General features: G+C 41.8%; 19 protein-coding genes and 1 pseudogene. 11 read left to right on the top strand and 9 right to left on the bottom strand.

The genetic code is table 11. The features are described 5' to 3' along the window. The first annotated feature begins 103 nt into the window (after positions 1-103). The 6 genes and pseudogenes from V7L31_RS28535 (at position 104) to V7L31_RS28510 (ending at position 6430) form a co-directional block, all read left to right on the top strand. Positions 104-856, top strand: coding sequence for a PspA/IM30 family protein (locus V7L31_RS28535; protein ID WP_334699334.1), 753 nt, complete (start codon positions 104-106; stop codon positions 854-856). Positions 857-1217: 361 nt separating this feature from the next. Then, complete coding sequence (locus tag V7L31_RS28530) at positions 1218-2000, top strand: PspA/IM30 family protein (RefSeq protein WP_334699333.1); 783 nt, start codon at positions 1218-1220, stop codon at positions 1998-2000. Between the two features lie 151 nt (positions 2001-2151). Then, positions 2152-2487 (top strand): thioredoxin family protein, encoded by a 336-nt coding sequence (locus V7L31_RS28525; RefSeq protein ID WP_334699332.1) that lies wholly within the window; start codon positions 2152-2154, stop codon positions 2485-2487. Between the two features lie 45 nt (positions 2488-2532). Next, a complete protein-coding gene (locus V7L31_RS28520) occupies positions 2533-3765 on the top strand; it encodes an LL-diaminopimelate aminotransferase (RefSeq protein WP_334699331.1) in 1233 nt (410 codons plus the stop codon). 740 nt (positions 3766-4505) lie between these two features. Next, positions 4506-5462: an NF038130 family PEP-CTERM protein gene (locus V7L31_RS28515; protein WP_334699330.1), complete on the top strand. Its 957-nt coding sequence runs from the start codon at positions 4506-4508 to the stop codon at positions 5460-5462. Between the two features lie 544 nt (positions 5463-6006). Then, positions 6007-6430 (top strand): annotated as a pseudogene (locus V7L31_RS28510) (response regulator). A 21-nt stretch (positions 6431-6451) separates the two neighbouring features. Here V7L31_RS28510 and V7L31_RS28505 read toward each other — a convergent pair. Further along, on the bottom strand, positions 6452-6631 hold the full coding sequence (locus tag V7L31_RS28505; protein WP_334699329.1) for a hypothetical protein: 180 nt from the start codon (positions 6629-6631) through the stop codon (positions 6452-6454). A 730-nt stretch (positions 6632-7361) separates the two neighbouring features. Between V7L31_RS28505 and uvrC the strand changes: the two genes are divergently transcribed. Together uvrC and V7L31_RS28495 are read left to right on the top strand one after the other, a co-directional pair. Further along, entirely contained in the window at positions 7362-9239 is a 1878-nt protein-coding gene (gene uvrC / locus V7L31_RS28500; protein ID WP_334699328.1) for an excinuclease ABC subunit UvrC, read from the top strand. Between the two features lie 639 nt (positions 9240-9878). Beyond that, positions 9879-10058: a replication restart DNA helicase PriA gene (locus V7L31_RS28495; protein ID WP_292853714.1), complete on the top strand. Its 180-nt coding sequence runs from the start codon at positions 9879-9881 to the stop codon at positions 10056-10058. 89 nt (positions 10059-10147) lie between these two features. Here the strand turns inward: V7L31_RS28495 and V7L31_RS28490 are convergent, their stop codons facing one another. The 5 genes from V7L31_RS28490 to lgt form a co-directional block, all read right to left on the bottom strand. Next, a complete protein-coding gene (locus V7L31_RS28490; RefSeq protein ID WP_334699327.1) occupies positions 10148-10642 on the bottom strand; it encodes a hypothetical protein in 495 nt (164 codons plus the stop codon). A 474-nt stretch (positions 10643-11116) separates the two neighbouring features. Further along, positions 11117-12211, bottom strand: a complete 1095-nt coding sequence (rlmN, locus tag V7L31_RS28485; protein WP_334699326.1) for a 23S rRNA (adenine(2503)-C(2))-methyltransferase RlmN — start codon at positions 12209-12211, stop codon at positions 11117-11119. A 78-nt stretch (positions 12212-12289) separates the two neighbouring features. Continuing rightward, entirely contained in the window at positions 12290-12643 is a 354-nt protein-coding gene (locus tag V7L31_RS28480; protein WP_334699325.1) for a phenylpyruvate tautomerase MIF-related protein, read from the bottom strand. A gap of 159 nt (positions 12644-12802) precedes the next feature. After that, on the bottom strand, positions 12803-13627 hold the full coding sequence (gene cobM / locus V7L31_RS28475; RefSeq protein WP_334699324.1) for a precorrin-4 C(11)-methyltransferase: 825 nt from the start codon (positions 13625-13627) through the stop codon (positions 12803-12805). Between the two features lie 228 nt (positions 13628-13855). Then, on the bottom strand, positions 13856-14749 hold the full coding sequence (gene lgt, locus V7L31_RS28470; RefSeq protein ID WP_334699323.1) for a prolipoprotein diacylglyceryl transferase: 894 nt from the start codon (positions 14747-14749) through the stop codon (positions 13856-13858). Between the two features lie 295 nt (positions 14750-15044). On the opposite strand from lgt, the gene coaD reads away from it, so the two are divergent. Together coaD and V7L31_RS28460 are read left to right on the top strand one after the other, a co-directional pair. Beyond that, a complete protein-coding gene (gene coaD / locus V7L31_RS28465) occupies positions 15045-15596 on the top strand; it encodes a pantetheine-phosphate adenylyltransferase (protein ID WP_334699322.1) in 552 nt (183 codons plus the stop codon). Continuing rightward, positions 15506-16174, top strand: a complete 669-nt coding sequence (locus V7L31_RS28460) for a DivIVA domain-containing protein (protein ID WP_334699321.1) — start codon at positions 15506-15508, stop codon at positions 16172-16174. Before coaD ends, V7L31_RS28460 begins: the two co-directional genes overlap by 91 nt. A 198-nt stretch (positions 16175-16372) precedes the next feature. Here V7L31_RS28460 and V7L31_RS28455 read toward each other — a convergent pair whose 3' ends face one another. From V7L31_RS28455 to cysS, 3 genes are all read right to left on the bottom strand, one after another. Continuing rightward, positions 16373-17719, bottom strand: a complete 1347-nt coding sequence (locus V7L31_RS28455; RefSeq protein ID WP_334699320.1) for a TldD/PmbA family protein — start codon at positions 17717-17719, stop codon at positions 16373-16375. Positions 17720-17841: 122 nt separating this feature from the next. Next, positions 17842-19281 (bottom strand): TldD/PmbA family protein, encoded by a 1440-nt coding sequence (locus tag V7L31_RS28450; protein WP_334699319.1) that lies wholly within the window; start codon positions 19279-19281, stop codon positions 17842-17844. A gap of 13 nt (positions 19282-19294) precedes the next feature. Next, a complete protein-coding gene (gene cysS / locus V7L31_RS28445) occupies positions 19295-20788 on the bottom strand; it encodes a cysteine--tRNA ligase (protein ID WP_334699318.1) in 1494 nt (497 codons plus the stop codon). A 137-nt stretch (positions 20789-20925) separates the two neighbouring features. Here cysS and V7L31_RS28440 point away from each other — a divergent pair, with 137 nt between their 5' ends. Beyond that, positions 20926-22032 (top strand): CobW family GTP-binding protein, encoded by a 1107-nt coding sequence (locus V7L31_RS28440; RefSeq protein WP_334699317.1) that lies wholly within the window; start codon positions 20926-20928, stop codon positions 22030-22032. Positions 22033-22039: the final 7 nt, after the last annotated feature.

Genomic DNA, 22039 nt, shown 5'->3' with positions numbered 1-22039 from the left:
AGATTTTAGTTGGGCATTCAGCACTCTATAACTAAATTCATTACTCAGCACTCACCACTCAATACTCACTACTGGATTTGGATTTCGTGAATGGAGAGCCGACATGGAATTAATCAACCGTATTCTGCGGGTGATTCGCGCTAATTTCAATAGTTTGATTAGTGGTGCAGAAGATCCAGAAAAGATTTTGGAGCAAGCTGTTCTGGAGATGCAGGAAAATCTGATGCAGTTGCGGCAGGGTGTTGCACAAGCGATCGCTACCCAGAAACGCACTGAACGCCAGGCGGCGGCTGCCCAGTCTCAAACAGAAGAATGGTATCGTCGTGCCCAATTGGCGCTACAACAAGGCAGCGAACCTCTAGCACGCGAAGCATTGACTAAGCGCCAAGCCTATAAAGAAACCACTACAGCCTTATTTTCCCAGATAGAGCAGCAAAACGAGATAGTAGTTAGGCTAAAAAAGGATATGCGATCGCTAGAGTTAAAAATTGCTGAGGCGAAAACTAAAAAAGATATGTATATTGCTCGCGCTCGTTCTGCTGAAGCATCTTATCGCCTCCAGGAAATGCTCGGCACAACTTCTACCACTAGCAGTCTGAGTGCCTTTGAGCGGATGGAAGAAAAAGTTTTACAGATAGAAGCTCAATCAGAAGCCATAGCTCAACTTAGTAGCGACGACTTGGAAACACAATTTACTTCTTTGGAATCTAATAATGTAGATACCGAATTGGCAGCGATGAAGGTACAAGTTCTCAACCAGGCAGAAAGCACACAGCACGAAAGTCTCCTTACCCAGGAGAGCCAAAAGACAGCGCAGCCTCCCCAACAGCAGTTACCCAAAACTCAGGACTCTTGAAAAAGAGGCAGGGAGTAGGAGGCAGGGGGTAGGGGGCAGGGAGCAGGGGGCAGAAAGAGGGTAGAAAGGGGATTTGACCCCTCCCTGTTCGGGAACCACTTAGTAGAAGTGGGGGAATCAGACCCATACAACGCTTGTCGGCTCAAAGCTTGGATCATTTAGCCCTGCTCCTTTTCCCCCTGCAAAGAGCCTCTTCTTGAAGTTCGACTAATTACCCCGATTTGGCATATCTTAACAATTAGGAGTTGTGAGGAGATACTGATTCAAACTGGAAAGATTACATTGAAATAGGTAGCTATAAAAAAGTAAAAAAGCTAACTGTCCAACAAAAAGCGTAAATTACACAAGGAAAAACAAAGTTATGGGATTATTCGATCGCATTAAGCGAGTAGTTAGTTCTAACCTCAACGACCTAGTTAACAAAGCTGAAGACCCCGAAAAAATGCTAGAGCAAGCCATCCTGGAAATGCAGGAAGACTTGGTGCAGCTGCGTCAGGGAGTCGCCCAGACCATCGCCGCGCAAAAACGCAGTGAGAAACAGTACAGCGATGCTCAAAATGAAATCAATAAGTGGCAACGCAATGCCCAACTAGCGCTGCAAAAAGGTGATGAAAATCTAGCACGACAAGCTTTAGAACGCAAGAAGACTTATACGGATACCAGTGCTGCCCTCAAAGCTAGTTTAGATACCCAAAGCACTCAGGTTGAAACCCTCAAGCGCAACTTAATCCAGCTGGAAAGCAAAATTTCTGAGGCTAAGACTAAGAAAGAAATGCTGAGAGCGAGAATCACCACTGCCAAAGCCCAAGAGCAACTCCAAAACATGGTAAGTGGGATGAATACCAGCAGTGCCATGTCTGCCTTTGAGCGGATGGAAGAAAAAGTCTTGATGCAAGAAGCCCGTGCCCAGTCAGCAGGAGAATTAGCAGGAGCAGATTTAGAAAGCCAATTTGCCCGCTTGGAAGGTAGTAGCGATGTGGATGATGAATTAGCAGCTTTGAAAGCGCAACTGTTACCACCCGCAGCTCCCCAAAATCAAGCCCAACTGCCACCGCAACAACAAACCCCTGCTCCTAATCCTAAGTCTAATGAGGTGGTTGATGCCGAGTTGGATTCCCTACGCAAGCAATTGGATCAATTGTAAAATTGGTAGAAAATTTATTTGAACTAGTCCCACACCTGTCGGCTGTGGGATTTTACGTCATTAGTTATTTGCTATTGACTATGGACTATTGACGACTTTGGGATAAAGTATTGTGTGTGCCAACTTTGATCGCCACCTGATGGAGACTGCAATGAGTAAGGCTGTAATCACCATAACCGATGCTGATTTTGAAACTGAAGTGTTAAAAGCCGAGCAGCCTGTATTAGTTTATTTTTGGGCTTCCTGGTGTGGGCCTTGTCAATTGATGTCGCCCCTAATTAACTCAGCTGCTAACCAATATAGCGATCGCCTCAAAGTCGTTAAAATGGAAATTGACCCCAACCCACTCACTGTTAAGCAGTACCAAGTTGAAGGCGTACCCGCCCTCAGACTATTTCAAGGTCAAGAAGTTTTGATATCCACCGAGGGAGTCATCGGCAAAGAGAAATTACTAGCTCTCCTAGATACTCACTTAAATACTAATTAGTCAATAGTTCATAGTCCATACCAAATGACCAATGACCAATGACTAATGACTAATATGCAGTTTGCAAAACGTTTACAACCCCTACAATCAAATGTATTTGCTGATATGGACAGAGCCAAGGCAGTCGCTTTGGCATCTGGACGACAGATAATTGATTTGTCATTGGGGTCTTCTGATTTACCAGCCGAGGCTCATGTAATTGAGGCGATCGCCCAGTCTCTTAGCGATCGCAGCACCCACGGCTATCTGTTATTTAACGGTACTCAAGGATTTCGCGAAGCCGCAGCCAACTGGTACGAACAAAAGTTTGGCATCAAAGTCGATCCTCAAACTGAGGTACTACCTTTAATTGGTTCTCAAGAAGGCACAGCCCATTTACCTCTAGCAATACTCAATCCCGGAGATTTTGCCCTGTTGCTCGATCCAGGTTATCCCTCTCATGCTGGGGGAGTTCATCTAGCCAGTGGTCAAATCTACCCAATGCCACTACTGGCAGAAAACAGCTTTTTACCAGTGTTTGCTGATATTCCTGCCCCAGTCTTAGCCCAGTCGCGGATGATGGTATTAAGTTATCCTCATAATCCCACGGCTGCGATCGCACCTTTATCTTTCTTCCAAGAAGCTGTCGCCTTCTGTCAGCAACACAATCTCGTGCTGGTTCACGATTTCCCCTACGTAGATTTGGTATTTGGGGAGAGTCAGGACTGGGCAGATTCTTCTCCCAATCCAAAATCCAAAATCCAAAATCCAAAATCCCTAGTTCCTTCAATTCTGCAAGCCGATCCAGAGAAAAGCGTCTCCATTGAATTTTTCACCCTTTCCAAGTCCTATAATATGGGCGGCTTCCGCATTGGCTACGCCATCGGTAATGCCCAGTTAATTAACGCCTTACGCCAGGTAAAAGCCGCCGTTGATTTTAATCAGTATCGGGGAATTTTGAATGGTGCGATCGCTGCCCTAACTGGCCCACAAGCTGGCGTCAAATCTGCCGTCGCTACCTTCCAGAATCGGCGTGATGCTTTCATCAATGCTTTACACAACATTGGCTGGAATGTTCCTACTCCCCAAGCCACAATGTACATTTGGGCAAAATTGCCTTCACATTGGAGTCAAAACTCCATAGAATTTTGTACCCAACTAGTCAAACAAACTGGTGTAGCCGCTTCTCCAGGTGCAGGCTTTGGCAAATCTGGAGAAGGATATGTGCGTTTTGCCTTAGTACATGAGCCACCTTTGTTAGAAACTGCTGTAGAAAGAATTGCCGAGTTTCTTCATTGAAATAGGAACTAGTACCGCAAGGCGGAATTAAAAATTAAAAATTAAAAATTAAAAATGAATATAGCGTAAGCATTTCATTGATTTGGAGTGGGTGATTTATTTAGACCGTGTTGTACTAGTACAGCACGGCCTAAATAAACCACACGTTAACTTAACGTGAAAGCAAGTCTAGAACTAGTTTTTAGATTGCCTCGTTCCCAGTCTCCGACTGGGAATGCTCGTCTTTGAGGCTCCGCCTCTCGAACTCGCGGCAGAGCCGCTTTTGAGTTGCATTTCCCGACTCTGGCCGGAAACGAGGTTTTAAAGGAGTTTCAGCTTAAGTTGACCATACTCAGTGCTTCGGCAAAGAGACTTTTGAGATCGGCGCAGCAAATTGGAGAGAAATGGCAAAATCTACGCCGTATTGATATGCGTTCCTACGAATCTCCGTATTATACTAAACTCAAAATAGATCATAGTACTTTTAAATACATAGTATTTCTGCCTAAATATGTAATTAGACTTATAAAAAAATCGAAAGATTCGTCATTTTTTTATTGATAATCAGCAATAACTTTACCCAATTAGGTCTTCATGTTTCTTAAACTGGGTTTGTGCGCTGAGATACTAAAGATGGTTAACAATACAGTTTGTGTTTTTAAGCAACTGTATTGCCAAAAAGCCTGTAGTCAAGACAACCCAAGCCTAAAAACGGCAGTAGTTTAAAACTTAACTTCCAAACTGACAGAGACTTAAAAACAATGAAAATGACTTTCCAGAAACTTGTAATTGGTGCCTCAATGGCTATTGGTGTGAGCGCTCTTGCCACTGTACCAGCACAGGCTGGAACACTCACCGGCGCTACTATTGGTGGAACAGCAGCAAATGATTATTCAGTCTATGATGTCCAAGGTAAGAGTACCATACTCTTGGACGATGCCTCAAAATCCGCAAATGTACAAAAAGTACTGGATGGAAACGCCGCAAATCCTACTGGAAACGTAGAGTTACGAGCTAGCAGTGAACAAGCGAATTTTGATTTCACCAAAAATACTAGCTTAACAGGGCAAATTGGTGGTCAAAGCATTACTTTGAGTAGCCTGACATCAGCAGATTGGTTTAGTACTGCGTCAGGACCGAGTACAGCCTATGGAGCAAATAACTTTGCAAATACTTGGTTTAGCCAATTTTATGACGCAGCTGGTCTAGCAGCTAATGAATCTACAATTAAATTGGCACTAGGTCTACCGAGTATTACCCCTAGCAGCTACATCCGCCAGCAAGCCTATAATGCGTTTTTCGGCATCAATGGTTTCCAACGCTCCAGCGATCCTAATATCTCTTACGTTAACCAAAATGATACTACTGGCGATATTAAAATTGGGTTAGCTGGTCACTTAAATTTAAAAACTTACTATGCGCCTCTATTAGGAACCTTGGGTAATTTCCTCAAAGATGGATTCCAAGCTAGTGAAGTTGTTAAAGTTACCTATAATGGCAAGACTGATTTCCTTTACAGCTTTTCTGCTACTGACAGTGGGCTAACAAACAGTTTAGGAGTAGGTGCTGATGGAGCATCTCACAGTGGCAACTATGAAGTTAGCATCAAAGGTGTTGTGCCTCCCGCAGCAGTGCCAGAACCATCTATAATACTGGGTTTGTTGGGTGTTGCTGGCGTTTTTGTGACACAACGCAAATTTAAGAAAGTATCTATTTAAGATTGCAGGTTCAAAACTACAAATAACGAAAGGGAGCAGTTAGCTCCCTTTTTTGATGAATAATTACTTTTGAGGCTACACTTTTTATAAAAAAATTTGCAAAAGCAAAAAAATAGTTGGTTATAAGATTATACATCTGTATGTCCCTATCAAGATATTTGTAATAAGTCTTTTATAAAATCGTATTAATTAACCGAACATCCAGATACAAACTGTTTTATAAAGACAATTTATATACCGTTGTTTTCAGTAGTATTTAAGTGTTTTTACTCATACGCTATTGGTAGTTCCATGTTTAAAAGTAGTCATTGATTTAAAATCACAACTTAGATAAAGCTCGTAAAAAAAGCTTAATTTTTGATTAATTTATACTTCATTGTATTAATTTTCAATTATTGTAGTACGATTGAATTTAATCTATTCATATTTTTGACTAGATTACATAAGTCAGATTTCTATTCGTTTCATTATTGAAATACACTAGGTTTAAGTTTAGGGTAATAATTGTTGGCTTTTACTTAAAATTATCAGATAATAGATAGCAATGACGGCACAATTACTCAATGAGAGATAAGCCATTGCGGTCACATAAAGTTAGACGAATTTTGCTAGTCGAAGATCATGATCTCAATCGGATGTTACTTAGTGACTATCTAAGTCACTGTGGGTACGAAGTCCAGAGCTTATCAGAAGGCTCTACTTTTTTCTCAACTATAGAGAAATTTGAGCCAGATTTGATGTTGTTAGACTTGAAGTTACCAGATATTGACGGTTACTCACTCTTAAAACAAGTCCAGCAAAAACCTGATTTATCAAAAATACCGATCATTGTAGTTTCAGCCTTTGCTTTTAAAGCAGATAAAGAACTAGCTCTGAGTTTGGGCGCACGTAGCTATTTTGTCAAACCCTTAAAACTTAAGGATCTCATCCTTACAATTGAAGAACAATTTACTTGTCACCACAGATAAGCTTTTCTGTTAAGTGTGCATTTATTCTGCTTTTTGGTCAGCAATAAACTCTTCAACGCGCTCACTAAGAGTTTGTACGGAACTACCAATAGTTGAAATTTTTTGTTGTACTTGCGCTAACAATAAAACTGCTGTTTGTAGTTCATTGAGAGTTTCAGCCATAGCCTCACGATACTGTAATTCAAAATCTTGTAAATTCATGGTCTAGCTCTTGTTTGAAATCATTATAATAACTATGTTTTCAATCATAATCGTAAATTTCAAGAACTCAATCCGTTAATTCGCTTAATATTATAAATTCAATAAATAAACATAAATATTGCCAATTGACAAAGATTTTATCTGTTATTTATATAAGCATTATTTATTTAAAAATAAAGATAAATCAACACAAAAAATATTACTATTTAAAACGGAACGCTCCAGATAATAAAATACAGCAGGGAATAGGGAACAGATTTGAAAGTCTCTTGGTATATGGCTTTTTTATGAAATTTTGTACCTCATTTACCTAAAATCTGCTGTATTATCAATTTAAAAAAGTTAATAATATATTGAAAAAGCAAAGTTTTTATTCTGACAGTAGCAGTCAAGAACTGTCGCAGCTAGATAAACTCTTGTTGACTCCAAAATTTTTATGCTTGCGATAAGTTTTCTGACAAGTTTCTAGCTGGGAAACTTCAGCCTGCGGAAAGCTGCAAAAGTAGCTACAGCAGACTTATTTTTGTGCAGGCTAAAGGTCTACCTGACTTAGAAGTTAAGAGTGCTGAGTTAAGAGTTATTATTCTCCCCAGTCCCCAATCCCTCTTTAATCTGTTCTGGCGTATGCAGTTTTTGATGGCTATTTCATCTTTACTTCATAAATAGTCTGTTAAATCGGCACGAAAAAACAATTTTTCTTAAAATAGAGAAAGATTACCTAATTTTGGTTGTGACAATATCTACTCAAATACTACCACTGGTTAAAGAGCCGGAACGACTGGAAAATCGTCTAGCCGAAATTCCACCGGAACCGGGGGTTTATTTCATGCGGGACAGGAGCGATCGCATTATATATATAGGTAAATCACGTAAGTTGCGATCGCGTGTCCGTTCCTATTTCCGGGATGGCTACAACAAGAGTGAACGTATCGCCACGATGGTCAAGTTGGTGACAGAAATTGAATTCATTGTCACTGATACTGAAGCCGAAGCTTTAGCCCTAGAAGCCAATTTGATCAAGCAGCACCAGCCATATTTCAATGTGTTGCTCAAAGATGATAAAAAATATCCCTATCTCTGCATCACTTGGTCAGAAGATTATCCGCGAATTTTTATCACCCGTAAGCGCCAATTCGGCAAAGAAAAGGATAAATTTTACGGGCCTTATACTGATGCTGGTTTATTACGAGAAATTGTCCGCATCTGCAAGCGGATCTTTCCCCAGCGACAACGACCTCAACCACTTTTTAAAGACCGTCCTTGCTTGAATTATGATTTGGGGCGCTGTCCGGGTGTGTGCCAAAAGCTGACTTCACCAGAAGAATATCGCAAAATTGTGCAAAAAATAGCGATGGTATTTCAAGGGCGAACTCAGGAATTGATTGATATTTTGACCCAACAGATGAACGCAGCCGCCGAGAACTTGAATTTTGAGTCAGCCGCGCGGATTCGCGATCAAATTTCTGGGTTAAAGTCGCTGACAGCCGACCAAAAAGTATCCTTACCAGATGATACTGTTTCACGGGATGCGATCGCACTGGCAGCCGACGAACAACACGCCTGCATTCAACTATTCCAGATTCGCGCTGGTCAATTGGTGGGACGTTTAGCCTTTGTGGCGGATGCTCATGCAGAACCAGGAGCTATTTTACAACGAGCTTTAGAAGAACATTACCAAACTGCTGACTCGGTGGAAATACCTTTAGAAATTCTGGTGCAGCATGATTTACCAGATGCGGAGATATTGGCGGATGTCTTAACTCAACGCAAAGGCAAAAAAGTCACAATTTTGACTCCTTTGCGGCAAACTAAGGCAGAATTAATTGAGATGGTAGAGCGAAATGCTCAGTATGAATTGCAAAGAATGCAAAAATTTGGCGATCGCAATCACCAATCAATGCAAGATTTAGCTACCATTCTCGATTTACCTGATGTACCTCACCGCATCGAAGGTTATGACATTTCCCATATCCAAGGGTCAAATGCTGTCGCTTCGCAAGTTGTGTTTATCGACGGATTACCTGCAAAACAGCACTATCGTCACTATAAAATCAAAAATCCGACGGTAACAGCAGGACATTCAGATGATTTTGCTAGTCTGGCTGAAGTTATCCAACGGCGGTTCCGTAAATATGCCGAAGATCAGCAATTAGCGCGTTTGGGTAATCCTGACTGGCCGGATTTAATCATGATTGATGGTGGTAAAGGTCAGTTATCATCGGTTGTCGCCGTTTTGCAAGAGATGAATTTATTAGAAGACTTGCGAGTTGTGAGTTTAGCAAAGCAGCGAGAAGAGATTTTTTTACCGGGAGAATCTAAACCCTTGCCAACTGATGCAGAACAACCGGGAGTACAGTTATTGCGGCGACTGCGGGATGAAGCGCATCGGTTTGCAGTGAGTTTCCATCGTCAACAGCGTAGTGATAAATTGAAGCGATCGCGTTTAGATGAAATTCCTGGCTTGGGACATCATCGACAAAAGCAGCTACTAGGACATTTTCGCTCAGTTGACTATATTCGGCAAGCGACAACCACACAACTCGCTGAAGTAGCAGGAATTGGGCCGCGTTTAGCTCAAGAAATTTACGATTATTTTCATCCTGCTTGAGGAGATTAGTAGTCTGTAAAATTCCAATTTATGTATGAATAAACAAGTTTGTAGTAAGGGCTAAAGTCCTTACTACACACCCTTAAAACTAGCTTGATCAATTATTCGTATCACTCTCGCAGAGGATTCTGTTAAGGTTGTCTGCGAGAATTTAAGATGTGTAAATACCGTAAATTTACGGTATCTCGTAACTATGGTAATTTTGATTAAATTTTCACACCGGAATTTCACCTCATAAATCTTGCCAGCAAATATTAACTAATCCTTAAGATAAATATTTTGTTACTAAATATACAGTATTTTCTGTAGTTTAATTTTTGAATACAAGAACGGCTCTTTTTTGTATCTGTCTAAGATGACTATAAATAAGCCTCTCTCAAAGCATTCGTCATAGGGATCAGTGAATATCTAAGCGGCATTTAATTAAAAAATAATTTATGTACCTAAAGTAAGAGGATAAAATCACTGAAATTATAAGATACTATAAAGAGAAATCGGAGTTTTTTCAAATCTGAAATTTTGTTTAAAATAATTAGCCAATATTAAAGTCGTTTGTTAAGTTGGGTCAAACCAAAATTTTTTCTACTTTAACTGGCAGTTTTCTCACATAAAAAATAAATTACAACCAGGGATTTTAAAATGCAGACAGTACAAAAGATTTACTGCCCAAATTGTGGCAGCCAAGCAGAACGTTATTATATTTCTGATAGTCAATTAACCCGAACACAATGCTCTACTTGTGACTACTTGATGATTAGTTGCACTCGCACTGGCAAAGTAATTGAGGCTTATGCACCAGGAATTTATGCACAGCGCTAGATAATAAAAATTAAAAATTAGAGAAAATATTCTCTAATTTCTAATAATAAAGTTACTTGTCAGAAATTTTAAATACTTTACAGATTATTCTATTGTCTGAGTTGTTGCTGTCGGATCTGTTCTTGTAACCTGAATTGTTGCTGTTGTCTAATTTGTTGATCTTGTCTGAGTTGTTGCTGTTGTATTCTCAGTTGTTGCTGTTGTGAAAAGTCTTGCTGTTGTAGTCTTGTTTCTTCCTGTTGTAGTCTCAATTGTTGCTGACGCAATATTTCTTGCCGTTGTCGTGTAAATTCTTGCTGTTGTATTATCTGTTGTTGTGGTTGTTGAGAATTTTGCCGTAGCCATGTTTCGTTCATTCGTTCTTGTGTTTGCTGATTTCGCTCCTCTTGCTGTTGTCTGAGTCTTTCTTGAGGCAAATCTTGCGTCTGGGGAGTCGTCCGAATTATTTGTTGGGGATTCGTCCGAATTATTGGTTGGGGATTTGTTTGAATTATTTGTGCAGATGCAGGAAAATTAATCGATAAAGCTTTGGCAAGTACAATCAATGGTAGCCATACTTTAAGCAACGATAAGCGATTCAACATATAATTATTTCCTCAATTGTTATAGGTTGGGTTGAGCGATCGCTAAACCTTTAAAATGCCAATATAATTTCCCTATACATAAATACAGGGGCTTGCAATAGTTAACTGAAGCTAATGTCTTATTTACCGTTATGGGCTTACGCGATACTTACGGCTGACTACGCCAACATTCTTCAGTTGGTGACGTGTTCTAAATATTAGTGCGTTGGGAATAGCTTTCTAAATCAAGGTTATATCCACTGCATTCTCTTGACTTTTCATAAAACTCTTGCTTTTTAGACATTTATCTTAATTAAATTATATATTTAAATTTTTTACATGGTTTGCCGGATTACCGTAAATCTACCTGCGGTGGGTAAGTTAACAAAGGGATCTCAAGCGGTTTTACGCCATAGATAAACAGAGATGTATCTGAAGACATATCTCTGTTTATCTGCGGTTTGATATTCATTCATAGAATTGACTGCAACAAGTTTAATTTTTACTTGCTCTCAATTGCCCACAAGCAGCATCAGCTTCTAAACCACGAGAATAACGGACACTAACAGCAGTATTTTGCTGCTTAAGGACGTTGACAAATGCTTGAATGCGATCGCGGTTGGGGCGTTTGTAGTCTACTTCTTGAATGGGATTGTAGGGAATCAAATTTACATGACTTTGGAATCCTCGCAGGCATTTTGAAAGTTCTAATGCATGTTCTGGTAAATCATTAACACCAGCGAGAAGAACGTACTCAAAAGTAACCCGGCGGCCAGTGATTTCTACATATTCTCGACACTCAGCCAGCAAATCTTCTAAAGGATAAGCGCGGGCGCTGGGGATAAGTTTTTCTCGTAGTGCCTGATTGGGTGCGTGGAGACTTACAGCCAGAGTGATTTGCAAATTATTTTCTGCGAACTGACGGATGCGATCGCGAATCCCAACTGTAGAAACTGTCAGCGATCGCTGCCCAATACCGACATCTTGATTAAGAGATTTCAAAGCTGCTAAAACATTCTCAGTATTCAACAACGGTTCACCAAGTCCCATAAACACTACATTGCTAACCCGTTGCTGAAAATCTTCTTGCACAGTCAACACCTGATCGACAATTTCGTGCCGTGCTAGGTTGCGTTTGTAGCCTCCCTTCCCAGTAGCGCAGAAATCACACGCCATTGGGCAACCCACTTGAGTAGAAACACAAACTGTCAGCCGGGCTTTCGGGCCTTCTCCCCTTTCTGCGAAGGTGGGAATACCTACAGTTTCAATAATTTGCCCGTCTGTTAATTGTAAAAGATATTTGACTGTACCATCGGGAGCCTCAGAGCGGTAATGTAAGATTGAGCGCCCAATCGGGATTTCTGCTAATTCTGCACGCCATTGCTTAGGGAAGACAGAAATATCAGCTAGCGATCGCACCCCCTTGTCATAGATCCATTCATGCAGCTGCTTGCCTCTGTAAGCAGGTTGTCCCTGCTGCTGCACCCAAGTAGTTAACTCGGCAACGGTTGCACCTAGTAAGGGAGGGATTAATGCTGATTTTTCTGGGTTTTGTGAGTCAATCGGAGATACAAGAGGCGTAGCAGACATAAAAAATCACGAGTTGATGCTGAATCTCTATACTACACCTGCCAGATTAACTTAGTCTTGACCTAAGAAGATGGTTAATTAACCAAAGGTTGTGCCATTCCAGCCCCACATTGCCCCCTTAGCATCTGCAAACTCGATGTAAATGCGATTTTTCGACACGCCTAGAGTTTGGTTAATCTGCTGGCAAAAGTCCTGACTCATTGCTGCGGTTTGATCTGGCTTCATCGTACCGATGCTTTTAATTTCAATGTAGCAAACTGGATCAGTATTTCCTGCAAAAGTCATGGGGATTCCTGGTTCAAAAGCAGTCATGACATAAGATTCTGGTTTTCCCAAATGTTTCGCCAACTTGGCTGATAGGTTTAAAAGCAGCGACTCAATTTCAGCTTTTTCAGGAGCAGATGCAGAAGTTTGCACTTTAATTAAAGGCATAATACCGGATTGGGATTTTGAATTTTATTGACATTGTTAAGTTTATCTAACCGCAGAGGCAATGGGGAGATGAGGGGGATGCAAGGGAGAAGAGTTTTTTTCCCCTCCGCCCCCCGCACCCCGCCCCTCTGCCTCTTTTCAATGCCCCATGCCCAACACTTAGTTATGAGATGAGCGAAATAGATGACTATGTTCGGGATGATATAAACGCGATCGCCCTGTTGTTGTCGAAAGTGCTGGACTGATTATATAAAGTGTAGTGCGAATTAGTTTTTCTTTATGAGTACATTCCGCCATTTGATTCAGAGGGACAACCTTGATTTTTTCATCAGGCCAGCCAATGCGAAAGCAAATCGCAATCAGGGTTTCGGCTGAGTAATGTTCGAGTAGTTTGGCTTGGGCATTTTCGACATGACGCGCACTCAAATACAGGCAGAGGCTAGCCCGATGTGCTGCAAGAGAAGCTAATTCTTCAGTGGCGGGGACTTCTGTACGTCCACTGATGCGTGTCAAGATGATGGTTTGGACTAAACCAGGAACAGTTAGTTCTATTTTGAGTTTGGCAGCAGCAGCTTGAAAGGCGCTGATACCTGGTATGACTTCAAAAGGAATATTTGCCTCTGCGAGGAGGTGCATTTGCTCGTGGATGGCGCTGTAGAGACTAGGATCGCCGGAATGGAGACGGACTAGAGATTTTTGCTGCGATCGCACCCTATCAATCATAATTGGCAAAATCTCTTCTAAAGTTTGATTCGCAGTTCTAATGATCTCCGCATCTTCTCGACAAAGTTCTAAAATTTGTTCGGGTATTAAAGAGTCAGCAAATAAAATCACATCAGCAGCAGCCAGTAGTTTCTGCGCCTTCACCGTTAATAAATCAGGATCTCCAGGCCCCGCTCCCACAATATACACAGATGGATCTAAAGCATATAGTGTTTTTTTATCACTACAGTCTTCTGTATATTCACTTTTAAAAGAACACACGGCAATCCCTCAAAAAAGTTTTGTGGCAAATTCTTCAGTATCTTTCCGGATTCATCTTCTTTCCCTAGTAGATAGTAATGGTAGATGCACCCTGGTTAAGCCCTAGAGAATACTCTGGGGCATTTTTTATTTTTGGGCATTGGGCAGAAGTTCTTTAATTTTGAATTTTGTTAGCGCAGCGTTAGCGAGTCTGCGAGCGTCATTTTGAATTTTGAATTGATTGCTCCCTCATCTCCCACTCTCCCCATTTCCCTTAAGAGTAGGAACTACATCAGGTAAAGGGCGTTTGAGTAAGTAAAGCCAAGCTAATCCAACTAATCCCAATAAAATTCCTAGACTACTAACTACTTGTGCCATTTTTAATGGCCCCAGCATCAAGCTATCAGTGCGAAAGCCTTCAATCCATAAGCGTCCTAAGCTATAGGCTGGCCAGTAAACTAGAAATAGTGTGCCTACCTTCAGGCGTGGCTTACCGGATAAAGACCGGAAAAACAACGTTATTAGTAGCGTAAACACCATTAAATCCCACAGAGATTCGTAGAGGAAGGTGGGATGAAAATAATCGAAACTAGCATAGTCTAGAGGACGACGATCTGGTGGAATATAGAGCTTCCAGGGTAAATCAGTGGGATCGCCAAAAGCTTCAGAATTAAAGAAATTGCCCCAACGTCCGATCGCTTGCCCTAAAATCAGCGAAGGCGCTACTAAATCTGCCAGTTGCCAAAAAGAAACCTGCTTGATTTTGGCAAAGATTAACGCAGCCACAACGCCACCCAGAATAGCTCCGTGAATGGCAATACCTCCTTCCCAGATTGCAAAGATTTTTTCTGGAGTTGGGGCATATTTTGGCCATTCAAACAAAACATAATATAGTCGTGCGCTAGGAATTGCCCCAATCAATAACCAAAAGAATAAATCGCCTAGCAACTCAGGATTAACATTACGGCGCTTTGCCAATTCCTGGGAAAGGATAACGCCAATTAATACTGCTGTGGCAATCAATAAGCCATACCAACGAATACTTAAATGGATACCTAGTATATCTAAATCTAATTTCACCAGAATCGGGCCTGGTGAAGCAAATTGAAATGCCAAAGGCAAGGTGGAAAAATCCAGTGCCATGAAAAATTACCTAGAAGAGTTCGTTAACTACCCGCGTACTTTGCTAAGTACGGAGTTTATTGCATCTCGAATACTGGAACTACCCTTGAATTCTCCACAATATTGTGGCGATGTAGGTAAAAATGCCGTATCCAGATTTAGGAGTCTAGTTCCTAATGCCTAGTTGAGCATAACTTGTGCCACTAAAACAATTGAATTTAGCATCCTTACTCAGAGCGCAAGATGGTAGATTTGAGTAAGTTACACAAAACGGTTTCGATATAATCACCTAAACAACTTTGATATATTTAAAATTGTGATCGCTATTTATCCTGGTAGCTTCGACCCCATCACCTTGGGACACCTTGACCTCATCCAGCGCGGTAGCCGGCTGTTTGAGCGGGTGATTGTCGCTGTACTGCGGAACCCCAACAAGATGCCACTTTTTAGTGTGGAGCAACGGCTAGATCAGATACGTCATTCTACACAACATTTATCGAATGTAGAAGTAGACAGCTTTGATGGTCTTACTGTCAACTACGCTCAAATGCAACAAGCACAAGTTTTGCTGCGGGGTTTACGGGCTGTGTCAGATTTTGAAGTGGAACTGCAAATGGCTCACACCAATAAAACTCTTTCTACCGAAATAGAAACAGTTTTTCTTGCAACCTCAAATGAATATAGTTTTTTAAGTAGTAGTGTGGTAAAAGAGATTGCAAGGTTTGGTGGCTCTATCGATCATCTCGTTCCCCCACACATTGCCCTGGATATATACCAATGCTACAATCAGAAATCTCCAATGTTGAACCCAATCTCAACGGAAGCAATCCCCCCCCTCAAGAATATCTCGGTGGAGAGGGAAGCATAGATATTCAACAAGAACTCAACCGCCTAGAGGAAATAGTTCTCTCTAGTCTCAGGATTCCGCTGACGGGACGCACGCTCATCGATGAAGAAAAGTTCCTGGATCAGCTTGATTACATCAGGCTGGCTTTACCATCACTTTTTCAAGAAGCAGCAGCAGTTCTTGAGCAAAAGGACGAAATTTTGCTGGAAGCGGAAGGGTATGGACAGCAGGTTGTTGAGGCTGCACAAGCAAAAAGAGCGCAAATTTTAGCTGAAAGCGATATCATTCACCAGGCGGAACAAGAAGCTGAACAACTGCGGCGACAAGTGCAACAAGAGTGTGAGGGAATAATGCAAGAAACCCTCGCTGAGATTGAACGTAAGCGGTATGCTTGTCAGCAAGAGTTAGAGATGATGCGACAAACTGCGATCGCTCAGGCTCAAGAAATTGAAGATGGTGCCGATCAATATGCCGATGGACTTTTGGGAAATATTGAGCAGGATCTCAAAGAGATGTTGCGAATTGTCACCAATGGACGGCAACAACTGCAAATTGATAACCTCACCCAGCGTAATTCACCTCCTGGCAAAAAAAGATAGAGGTTTTAACGAAAGATGGGGAAAATTATCGGTTGGGTTTCGCTACTGCTTAACCCAAATATTTTTATGAATGAAGACTTTTTGGGAAGCTATCTGGTAAGCTGTTCCATATTTAAATTGCATAGGGCGAGCAAGATGCCCACCCCACAAGAGTTGTGTTGAATTCATATAGATGTTTTTTAGCTATTCAACACCTAATTACAAAGTATATGTAAAATCTTCCACCAACATACCAGGAACTAAACTACCTCCAAGTTGGCGACTTTCATAAGTTCCTACTTCGGGAATGAATTCTTGAAAAGTGGTCAAATCGACTAAGTTTTCTCCCCAGAAGCGATAAAGACTTTCATCAAAACGCAAGTTTTCAATGGGGGCAACAATTTCTCCATTTTCCACCCAAAAACAAGCATAACGAGTCATACCTGTGATTCTACCAGTGTGGCGATCGCTCCAATTTAAGTAATGCAAATTCGATACATATAATCCTGTATCCAAACTCGGAAGAATCTGCTCAAATACTAAATTTCCTGGACTCACTTCTGGCGCTCGTAAAGTCTCTGAACTATTAGCGCCGTTGGCAATTTTTTGATATTCCTTAGCAGTCCGAGAATTCACCAAAGTATTTACCAAATATCCTTTTTCTATTACAGGTAACTCTGGTGCTGCTATTTCTCCCAATTCATTAAAGCGTGGTACTAATCCCCGTTGAAAGTTTTCTTTCAAATTAAATGCAGGGGAAAGCTGTTTTTCTTTACGCCATAGAGCAGCTAAAGAACTGTTTCCTTGCTGAATATCAGCTTCGCTCACAGATCCCCAAGAAAGCATCAATAATAAATCTGCAACAGCAGCAGGTGCAAAGTAAGTTTTGTACTGTCCCCGTGGCAATTCTTTAACTGGACGAGCAAGCAATTCTAGTTGTTTTTTCGCTTCGCTAATTTTGGCGATATAAGCAGATTCATCCCAATCACTCCCGGCAAATGTGCCTTTAACGGCTTGTCCAGATGTGGAGAATAGAGAATAATCTAAGGTAAAAGAATCAGTCGCAAACCAGTGTTTTTGACCGCTAGAATCACCATAAGCTTTAATTACTACTCCCCCTGCATATATCCCAGTAAAATCCAATTCAGCAACTAGTTCTAGCACCGTTGGTACTACTGCCTCAGCCGCCAATAAATTTCCAGAATTTATTTCTCGACTAGTATTATTTCCTGATGGCAAAACTAGATATGGATCGATGGGTAGTAGAATAAGTTCGTCGCGTAATTCCTGCAAAGCGGTATATGCTAACTGCCAGTCTACCTCCCAATTTCCAGTAAAGGGAAACTGCTGAACACTGTTGCGCTGTTCTTTCATCAAAGTTAGTTCGATCCAACCATCTGCAACACAACCAGTTTGTCGCACTTTCGCATGATTAAAACGAGTAAATTGACTGATTTCACTGCTGAGTCTCACAGTAAATTGTTCATCTTCTGCTTTTTTGATCAGCAAACTTTCAATCAGTCGATTAAAGCTGACTTCTAATGCAGATAATTCCTCAATTTTCATGGATATTAAATATTAATAGGGAATAGGTAGATGGGATGACGCAATTACGAATTACGTTAGCGCAGCGGTAGCGAGTCCGCGTTCGCTTTTAGCGTCTCGTAGAGAGCGTCATTACGAATTATCTAAGTTCCTCCGCCAAAAACTTCGACGTTAGCAAATACACAGACAGGTGAACCGTGTCCTACCCAAATGGCCTGGTTTGGTTCTCCTTTACCACAATAAGGAGTACCATACATTTGCCAGTTTGTCGCATCTCCGACTTTAATTAGACTATGCCAAAACTCTGGTGTTGTGGCGCGATAGTTAGGATTACGGAGGGTTTTGGTAAGTTTACCGTTTTCAATTAATTTAGCGTACTCACAACCAAATTGGAATTTGTAGCGGCGATCGTCAATTGACCAAGAACGGTTAGATTCCATGTAAACGCCGTGATCTATCCCGCCAATAATGTCTTCAAAAGTACCATTGAGAGGCTCTAAATTCAAGTTACCCATGCGATCGATCGCTGGCCGATTCCATGAGGAAGCACGGGCACAGGCAACTCCTGCTACACCAGATCTTGCTTGACTTTCCAGACTGCCTAAACCCCGTTGCAGTACACCTTCTTTAACCAAATACTCTCGTGTTGCGACAGTACCCGTATCATCAAAGCCGTAGCTAGCAAATTCACCAGGCACGGTGGGATCAAAGGTAATGTTCATCAGTGGCGAACCATAAGCTAGGTTGCCAAAATCACTTTTATTAACGAAGCTACCTCCAGCATAGTTACGCTCATCTCCCAAAATTCGGTCAATTTCTAGGGGATGCCCGACACTTTCATGGATTTGCAGCATCATTTGATCTGGGGCTAAAACTAAATTGGTACGGGTGGTTGGGCATTCTTCTGCTGTCAAGAGTTCTACTGCTTGTTCGCCAATTTGCCGCACCCGATGCCATAAGTTTTCTTGTTTTAATAGTTCGAGTCCGCCTTGGTAGCAGTTTGCTTGGGAGCCGTTGTTGCTGCGCTGCTGTACAATTGCTCCATCTTGGGCAGTGGCTCCGTAATTAGTGCCTATAGATAGTATTTTTTGATAGACTTCTGAGCCGTTGCTGCTGACAAACCAAGATTCTCTCTCGGTTGTGCTAGCACTAGCTATGGTTTGCACAATCTTGTCGTCAACTTTCAGCGTTTGGCAAATCCGAATTAGTAAATCGTTGATTCCTCCCGGACTCAGAGCATCTAATGGTTCCAGAAATGGCGATTTATATTCACCAACGACTTTCGGACGCTCACTTTCATGGAAGGGATGTATCCACCATTCACTGGCTGCTAGTGCCTGTTTATAGGCTGTTTGAGCAGCCGCTTGCAAGGAAGATAGTTCCAGAGAGTTAGTAGCTGCATAACCCAGACTGCCATTAACCAAAACTTCCAGCATGGCTCCAGCAGTGAAGGATTTGCCGTTTAGTTGGGGTAAGGCGTCACGGACGAAACGGGTAGTAGAAGTTTCCTTTACGGCTCTAATACCAATCCAATCAGCGGGAATATCGAAACTAGCGATCGCTTTTTTTAGAGTAATCCACATAAGAATTTAAAATTTAATTCCGGTGCCAGCGTGTGCCATCACGGCTATCAATTAGCGTAATACCTTCTGCCTGGAGTTCGTCACGAATGCGATCGCTTTCGGCAAAATTTTTAGCTTGACGTGCTTCTTGCCTGTGCTGAATTTTCGCCTCAATTTCCGCATCGCTTAAACCATTACTCGTGTGAGTTTCGGTTTCTATCTCGGCTTCTAAACCCAAGACTCTAGCTAATGTAACGAGTGTTTGCCATTGCCGATGTAACTCCTGTGGTGACGTTTCGGTTTTCCCTTCATGCACAAGAATATTTCCCTCACGGCGCAGTTCTTTGGCTAATTCAAACAATACTGTTAATCCACCGGGAAAATTAAAGTCGTTATTTACACTTTCTTGGAAGCGTTCAAGATAGGGATTGGGTACTGGGTATTGGGTACTGGGTATTGGGATCTTCCCAGTCCCTAGTCCCCAGTCCCCAGTCCCTAAATCCCATCCTAGTTTTTTGCCATATTGATAGCCGAAGAGTAAGCCTTCTTTAATGGTGTGCCAACCGTTGGTTGCTGCGGCGATCGCTTCGTCGGTAAAATCAATGGGTGTACGATATTGAGCAGTCAGCACGAATAACCGTACTGCCATCGGGTCAACTCCTCGATCCAGCAATTCTCGAATAGTGGTAAAGTTGCCCAAAGATTTGGACATTTTTTCACCATCTACCTTTACCATGCCGTTATGTAACCAGTAACTTGCTAAGGGTTTTCCGGTTACAGCCTCAGATTGGGCAATTTCGTTTTCGTGGTGGGGAAAAATTAAGTCAGCACCACCAGCATGAATATCTATGGTATCACCCAGGCGATCGCGCACCATTGCCGAGCATTCTATATGCCACCCCGGACGACCTGCGCCCCAAGGTGATTCCCAAGCTGGTTCTCCTGGTTTTGCTGCTTTCCACAAAGCAAAATCAAAGGGATCTTTCTTTTTCTGATATTCTGGATCTTCGACGTTGACGCGATCGCTTTTCCCCGCCTGCATATCTTCTAACTTGCGTCCCGAAAGCTTGCCATACTCAGCAAACTGCCGTACTGCATAATACACATCGCCGTCAGCAGGGTAAGCAAAACCTTTATTTTCCAATTCATGAATTAACCGCTGAATGCCATTCATTGTGTGGGTAGCGCGGGGATATTCGTCAGCTTCCTTGATTCCCAGGCGCGCCATATCCTCAAAATATGCTTTGATGAAGCGATCGGCTACAACTTCCATTGATGAATGTTCAACACAGGCTCGATTCAGAATCTTGTCATCAATATCGGTAAAATTTTGGATATATCGGACTTCATAACCGATAAACTGGAGATATCGGCGCACTACATCCCAAACGATGCAAGCTCTAGCATGACCCAAATGGCAGTAGTCGTACACCGTCACGCCGCAGTAATACATCTTAACCTTGCCTGGTTCGACTGTTTCAAACGGTTCTTGACGACGGGTGAGGGTATTGTAAAGGGTTAGGGTCATAACAGAGTAATGCTGAAATAAGGAGATACGTAATAATAGGGTAAGGCAGCTGGGATGACAGTCCAGCATCCCTATGCTAGTGTTTTCTGGACTATTTCCGCTACATTACTATTTTTTGACTATTTGATAACAGCGCTATGCAATCAGCAGTTACACCCGAATCTTCCGCAATGGATACGCCTAAACAAGGAATGCCAGTAACAATTATTACGGGTTTCCTCGGTAGTGGTAAGACGACTTTACTTAATCATATCCTCAACAACCAACAGGGTTTAAAAACCGCTGTTCTCGTGAATGAATTTGGTGAAATCGGCATCGACAACGAGCTAATTGTTTCCACTGGTGAGAACATGGTGGAACTAAATAATGGTTGTATCTGCTGCACTATTAATAATGATTTAGTAGATGCAGTTTACAAAGTTTTAGAACGCCAAGAAAATCTAGATTATCTCGTAGTGGAAACAACTGGATTGGCAGATCCGCTCCCAGTCGCTTTAACATTTCTGGGCACAGAATTACGGGATTTAACCCGTTTGGATTCGATTATTACCGTGGTAGACGCGGCGAATTACAGCCTAGATTTATTTAACTCTGAGGCAGCGTACAGCCAGATTGCTTATGGTGATGTGATTGTGCTGAACAAGGCTGATTTGGTTGATGAAGCCACTTTGAAGGAATTAGAAAGAAAAATTAATGAAGTTAAGGAAGGAGCGAGAATCATTCGCGCAACGCGATCGCAAGTTCCACTTCCTTTAATTCTCAGTGTTGGTCTGTTTGAGTCAGATAAATATTTTGACACAGTGGTGGATGAACACGACCATCACGATCATGACCATCACGACCACGACCACTCAACATGCGGTCACGATCATCACGACCATGACCACGATCACCACGATCATCACCATCATTCCGATCATTTAGAAAATGATGGTTTTACTTCCATCTCTTTCCAAAGTGACAAGCCTTTTTCTATCAGGAAGTTTCAGTATTTCTTAGATAACCAACTACCCTCAAATATCTTCCGAGCCAAGGGTATTATGTGGTTTGATGAAAGTCCGAAGCGTCATATTTTCCACCTTTGCGGTAAACGCTTTACCTTGGATGATGATGAATGGCAAGGTAAATTGAAAAATCAGCTAGTGCTGATTGGTCAAAATTTAGATCGTGAGGCTTTAATCAGTCAACTCGAAAACTGTATTTGTCTACCTTCAACCTCTCGCGGTAAAGGCTTTGGCAAATAAAAGTTAG

The organism is Nostoc sp. (assembly GCF_036916655.1).
In the GTDB taxonomy this organism is placed as follows: domain Bacteria; phylum Cyanobacteriota; class Cyanobacteriia; order Cyanobacteriales; family Nostocaceae; genus Nostoc.
This window is presented reverse-complemented; position numbering and strand designations above follow the sequence as displayed.